Genomic DNA, 4,416 nt, shown 5'->3' on the forward strand with positions numbered 1-4,416 from the left:
GGTGTCCGGCGTGAGCGTGGCGCCGGGCAGCAAGCCCGCCACGACCGCCGAGCTGCGCATCAACAGCGCCGGAATCGTCACGCGCAGCGGCGCCGCCAGGCCCATGGCGCGGCGGTAGCAGTCCAGCATTTCTGCGTAGCTGACCGTCGTTGCGCCGACCAGGTCGACTTCCTGATGTGCTGGTTCGCCGGGTGCAAGCAGGCGCGTGATGGCCTCGCAGACATCGTCGATATGCACCGGCTGGAATTTCGCATCGCCCAGCTCCGGCAAGGCGGCCACCGGCAAGCTGGCCAGGGTACGGAACATCTTTGCCGACGCGCCGTCCGTGCCATACACCAGCGACGGCCGCACGATTTGCCACTCGACCGGCAGCGCCTTCAGCGCGCGCTCGCCGGCGAACTTGCTGCGGAAATACGGCGTGCCGCCATCCGGCGCGCCGAGCGCGGAAATGTGCACGACCCGGCGCACTTTCGCCTTCACACAGGCCGCGAACAGTGCAGCCGGGCCGGAATGATGCACACGCTCGAAATCGCCCTTCTCGCGTTCAGTGATGATGCCTGCCGCATTGACGACCGCGACCACGCCATCCAGTGCCGCGTTCCAGTCGCGTGACCGGCGCAGAACATGATGACCGCCAGCCTCCAGCCGCGCGCACAAAGCGCGGCCGATAAATCCGGAGGCTCCAAATACCAGCACTCTCATATCACGCCTCAACTTTCATTTATTTCTGTTGAAACAGAAATTGTAGGCTTCAAAAAAACGGGCCACGCCGCCCGTTTGTCCGTTGCGTCATTCAGCTACGCCGGATTGCCTTGCTGATCTTGGCGCTCATGCCCATCATCTTCATCAGTGTTTCCGGCTTAAAGCGCAGCATCTCCTCCGCCAGGGTACTCATGGTTTCGATGAACTTCAGCGTTTCCTCAATGCGCTCGCGCGTGCCTTCGTCTTCCTCGTCGATGGCCGGATTCTCCAGGCACTCGGTCAGCGCCACCGCAGTCGGATCGATCTCGCGCTGGCGGCGCCCTGCGACAATCAGCTTGAACAGTTCCCACACATCGGTCGACGTCTCGAAGTGATCGCGGCGGTCGCCCTTCAGGTGCACCACGCGGATCAGGTTCCACGACTGCAGCTCCTTCAGGCTATTGCTCACGTTCGAACGCGCCACGCCCAGCGTGGTCGTGATCTCTTCCGCGTCCATCGGCCGGCCGACCAGGTACAGCAGCGCATGTATCTGCGCCACGGTGCGGTTCACGCCCCAGCGGGACCCCATTTCGCCCCAGTGGAGCACAAAGCGTTCAGCGATCGGTTTCAGTTCCATGTCTTCGATTCTACGCTTACATTAATTTCTGTCAAGACAGAAATAACTTGCTCTTCACCCGCTCCACCCAGACAATGATCAAATCGACATGGAGGCGATCATGGGCAAGCAAGGGCGCATTGCGAGCATCGATATGCTGCGCGGGCTGGTGATTGTCATCATGGCGCTGGATCATGCGCGGGACTTCTTCGGGCCGGCGAACTGGGGGCCGGAGCAGCTGGACCAGACCACGCCCGCTTGGTTCTTCACCCGCTGGATCACGCATCTGTGTGCACCGACCTTTGTGCTGCTGGCCGGCAGTTCAGCCTTCCTGCGCGGGACCAGCGGCGGCACCCCCGCCCTGTCGCGCTACCTCTTCACGCGCGGCGCCATGCTCCTGCTGCTGGAAGCGACCTGGATCAGTTTCAGCTGGCAGTTCAGCTACAACGTCACCATCTTCCAGGTGATCTGGGCGCTCGGCATGGGGATGATGTTCCTGTCGCTGCTGGTGTGGCTGCCGCAGTTGGCAATCGCACTGGCCGCCGCGCTGCTGATCCTGCCCCACAATCTGCTGGACGGCCTGCACTCAAGCAATCCGCTGTGGCTCGCCTGGCATGAGGGCGGCTTCCTGCCGGTTGGAGGCTCCGGCTATGGCGTGCTGTTTGTTTATCCGCTAATGCCCTGGCTTGGCCTGATTGCCGCAGGTTACGCGCTCGGCCCCATCTTTCATTGGGACGCCGCGCGCCGCCAGCGCTTCCTGCTGACAGCCGGCGCCGTGCTGATGGTGGCCTTCATTGCTCTGCGCAGCGGGAACTTCTACGGTGATCCCGATCCCTGGTCGCCGCAGAACCGAGGCTGGATCTGGGACCTGATTTCCTTCGTGCGCGTGCACAAATATCCACCGTCGCTGCTCTACATCTGCGTGACGATGGGGATTTCGTTGCCGCTGCTGGTGCTGTTCGAACGCCTCAAACCCGTGCCGGTGCTGATCCTGTTCGGCGGCTCGCCGCTGTTCTTCTACGTGATCCACATCGCGCTCACGCACTTCCTCGCCGGGCCTTACTTCCTCGCCCGCTATGGCGCACTGCCAAGCGGCAGTCCGGTCGGTTTCACCTTCCCGCCCGGCTATGAGCCGTCACTGCTGGCGGCCTACGGCGGCTGGATCTGCGTCATCGCCATCATGTATGCGCTGACGCGCTGGTGGAAGCGGCGCAAAACCACCGCGCTCGCCACCGCCAGCGTTCAGCCATCGTGATCAGGGCTTGGTGCGCGCCTTGCCCTGCACGCCGGACACCTCCTCGAACACATACTCGTGCTGGCTGTCGCGCAGGACCAGTGCACGCTTGCCATCGCGCTTATCGGCCACCAGTTCCAGGCCAACCATGCTCGGGCTGATCATGGTAAAGGAAGTGCTGCCATCGTCATTGTGGCGTGCGCCGACGGGGCTCTTCCACTCGTCCACGTCGAAGACCACATCCTTGCCAACACGGCGCACTGTCAAGCGTCCCAGTTCAGGGCTCCGGTAAGAGCCTCCCAGCAGGGCCATTGCATCGGCGGGCACCGGAAGCGTCTGGCGGCTGCGCACATCATCCCTTTCAGCCCGGTCACGCTGCATGGCAACGCGCACATCTTCCTGTGCTTCCGGCTCGCCGTCGTAGAGCACTTCCAGCAAGCGCCGCAGGGTCGGGCGCAGCAGGCGATAACCATCTTCCGAATTGGTCAGCAAAACGACGCCGGTGCCAGTCTCCGGCAATAGATAGAAATTGCTCTTGTAGCCATCCAGGCTGCCGCCGTGCGATACAACCGGGACGCCCCACGCCTTTTCCGTCGACAGGCCCATGCCGTAGAACGCATCCTCGCCTTCCGCTACCTGCGGTTCGCGGCGCTTCAGGATATTGGCGGCGGACACCAGCTGACGTCCATCCGGCAGCTTGCCCTGCAGGGCTTCCAGTTGCACATAGCGGATGAAGTCATGCGCCGAGGTCCACGCGCCGCCCGCCGGACGGTGCGGCACCACCGCGTAGTTGATATTCATCTGCATCACGACCGTTTTGTTGTACAGGTCACGTCCATGCGGACTGGCATGGTTGCCGCGCAGCGCGCGCGCCATGTCGAAGGTCGTATCGTTCATGCCCAGCGGCTGGAAAATGCGCTCGCTCATCGCCTTGTCGTAAGCCTTGCCCAGTTCCAGCTTGGGATAAATCAGGTGTCCGCCGATATAACCCGCCGCGGACGCCATCAGATTGTTGTACTGGAAGACCTCACCGAAACCGCTGGTTGGCTTGTTGGTGGCCAGCATCCCGATCGACTGCGCCGGCGTGGTGTTCTTGTATTCAAACAGCCATTCCATGTCCTGGCGCGGCAGGCCGGTGCAGGCGCAAACCAGGTGATGCACCTGGACCTGACGCGTGGTCGCATCGTCGCCGAGACGGAAGGATGGATACAGCTCGATCACCGGCTGGTCCCAGCGCAGCTTGCCCTCGTCGGCCAGGGTGGACAGCAGCAGCGTGCTCATGCCCTTGGTGTTGGACGCGGCCATGAACAATGTGTGTTCATCGACCGGCGTTGGCTTGCCCAGTTCGCGCACGCCCACGCCGCCTTCATACACAATGCGGCCCTGCTCCATCACTGCAAAACCGGCGCCGGGAATTTGCGCATCCTTGATGGCCTGCTGCAGGAAATCGCGCAGCTGGGCGATGCGTGCGGCGTCCAGCGGATGCGGCGTGCGTCCGGCGAAAGACTCCGGCACGTAGCCGCTGGGGCGCAGGCTTTTGCCCAGCAAACCCAGCGCGGCRCCACGCTTCTCGGCTGCTTGCTCGCTGCCGTCGATAATCATCACGGTCCAATCCTCGCCGCGCCGTGCGGCCACAACTTCGATGACCAGACGCTCATTGGGCGTGGTGTCGTAGTCGGCCACCTGTTTTTCATCCCAGCCTTCGCGGGCACTGCGCGCGGTCATGATGCGCAGCGCGTGCTTCTCGTCCGGACGGTAACGTGCCCACGCCTCCTTGATCGCGGCCGTTGCGTCGGCGGCTTTCAGGTCGAGCAGCGCCACCTTCATATCGCCTTCCGGAGCCACCAACACCAGCGCCTGCGGATCGCGGCGCACCGTCCAATCG

4 protein-coding genes are annotated in these 4,416 nt (G+C 63.1%); 1 reads left to right on the forward strand and 3 read right to left on the reverse strand.

Annotated features, from left to right (window positions below; translation table 11 throughout):
- Nucleotides 1-702, reverse strand: a 702-nt coding sequence (locus tag AB4Z11_RS24230; protein WP_442028243.1) for an NAD-dependent epimerase/dehydratase family protein, incomplete at its 3' end; no start/stop codon positions are given.
- A 91-nt stretch (nucleotides 703-793) separates the two neighbouring features.
- A complete protein-coding gene (locus AB4Z11_RS24235; RefSeq protein ID WP_442028245.1) occupies nucleotides 794-1,318 on the reverse strand; it encodes a GbsR/MarR family transcriptional regulator in 525 nt (174 codons plus the stop codon).
- Between the two features lie 100 nt (nucleotides 1,319-1,418).
- Between AB4Z11_RS24235 and AB4Z11_RS24240 the strand changes: the two genes are divergently transcribed.
- A complete protein-coding gene (locus AB4Z11_RS24240) occupies nucleotides 1,419-2,552 on the forward strand; it encodes a DUF1624 domain-containing protein (protein ID WP_442028246.1) in 1,134 nt (377 codons plus the stop codon).
- On the opposite strand, the gene AB4Z11_RS24245 is transcribed toward AB4Z11_RS24240, so the two are convergent.
- Nucleotides 2,553-4,416: serine hydrolase domain-containing protein (locus AB4Z11_RS24245; RefSeq protein ID WP_442028248.1), on the reverse strand; the 1,864-nt coding region annotated here is incomplete at its 5' end.

The sequence above is a fragment of the Pseudoduganella sp. RAF53_2 genome, from assembly GCF_052113985.1.
Lineage (GTDB): Bacteria > Pseudomonadota > Gammaproteobacteria > Burkholderiales > Burkholderiaceae_D > Rugamonas.